Below are 1618 nucleotides of genomic sequence, written 5' to 3'. Positions count from 1 at the left end.
CAATGTCATTAACTTAAGGCTCATATCGCTCTTTTGTAGTTGGTCCATGTTTGATATTTTCCTTTGGTTCTTTTACTTTTTACGATTCGCAAGAGTTGTCTGTCCGGCCTGACGGGCTCAATATATCTTGCAAATAACTTTTCAATTTTTTGAATTAAAGCTTTAGTATCTTTTCGGCTGAAAAGGGTTATTAAACAATGCTTTAGGTTCCCAATCGCAATATTTCTATTTATCTGGTAGCTGTAGATTCGATTTTTGTGCTTCTTTTCCGATTTGATTTGTGCAGGTATAGACAAGATATACTGCAGGTTGCTAACAAATATGGACGCATGAAAATCCTGAAGTATGGTGTTGACCTTATAACCGCTTAGAAGTTCGAGCTGCAAGTAGTTCTTTTGCATGGCATATTCTGTTTCAATTCCCCAGCGTTTAAAATATAATTCTCCAAATAGGTGTAGTGGATGCTTTTTGGTGTCCAACAGACTTGTTATTAGTATTTCAGTCTTACCATCAGGGAGCTGAACCTTAACGAGCCGTACCTTGACTTTGGTTTCAGATGTCACCTTATAGCCCTGTTTATAAAGTTCAGAAATGGCACTGTTGGTTGCTTTCATTTCAACTAANAAAATATAATTCTCCAAATAGGTGTAGTGGATGCTTTTTGGTGTCCAACAGACTTGTTATTAGTATTTCAGTCTTACCATCAGGGAGCTGAACCTTAACGAGCCGTACCTTGACTTTGGTTTCAGATGTCACCTTATAGCCCTGTTTATAAAGTTCAGAAATGGCACTGTTGGTTGCTTTCATTTCAACTAAAAGGTCTGAACACCCTGACTGAGAAAAACAAGAAACCTCTTTATTGAAATTATTCTTGCACCTGATCACAAAATTGACAGGAGCTTCCTGTTCCAGGTGAAGATACATTGCAGTAAAGCTCGGAAAACCTCTGTCATAAATTGCCAGCATATCTTTCTCCAAATTCGGGATCCACTGATAGGCGATTTGCTGCTCAGATGTATTGATTGGATATAACTGGGAACAGATGTTGATACCGTTGAGTACATCTCTTGCAGTCATGATCCTGCCCATAACCACAGATGTAGATTGGTTAATCTGGATACCAAAATGCTCAAACAGTTCAGGTTTGTTGACTAGATAGCTTGTCGAACCATCGATAGCAACCAGTCTGAGCCCATTCCATCGTTTTATCTGCTTGCCATAAAGACGGTAAAAGGAATTAACTAACACCGCATTCCAAAGTGCAAAAAAACTATAATGCAGCTTTTCTCGCTGCTTACAAAATGCAGCCTTGGTGGCACAAGCCTCTGATGGATGATGAGTAGCGAAAAAATCCTCTAATTCTACCGAAAGGCTACGCTTGAGAAGACTAATAACAAGGTAGACAATTCGATCAAGGGGTAGTTTCCTTTGTCTGGTAAAACTTTGGGATGATGCAAAATGATTCCGTAGCTCGGGATTGTTTTGAACCTGTTGTAAAAAATCTTTTAATATCAAGATTATTTCTATGTTTGTTGATGTCATGGGGGTTGTTTCGAAAGCACAAAGGAACTGTTTTTACAGTTCCTTACCCTATGATTCCCTTAAGTTAATGACATTG

At 38.5% G+C, this 1618-nt stretch carries 1 protein-coding gene; it reads right to left on the bottom strand.

The genetic code is table 11. The annotated features are described in order from the left end of the window. Positions 1–20: 20 nt before the first annotated feature. Positions 21–614: a hypothetical protein gene (locus QWY86_RS01150; protein ID WP_290237776.1), complete on the bottom strand. Its 594-nt coding sequence runs from the start codon at positions 612–614 to the stop codon at positions 21–23. Positions 615–1618: the final 1004 nt, after the last annotated feature.

Source organism: Pedobacter aquatilis (genome assembly GCF_030409415.1).
In the GTDB taxonomy this organism is placed as follows: Bacteria; Bacteroidota; Bacteroidia; order Sphingobacteriales; family Sphingobacteriaceae; genus Pedobacter; species Pedobacter aquatilis.
The sequence above is the reverse complement of the archived record's forward strand: the minus strand, read 5'-3'. Positions and strand labels throughout refer to the sequence as shown.

Coding starts and splice junctions, on each gene's coding strand:
- QWY86_RS01150 (WP_290237776.1), bottom strand. CDS start 614: ATGAAAGCAACCAACAGTGCCATTTCTGAACTTTATAAACAGGGCTAT.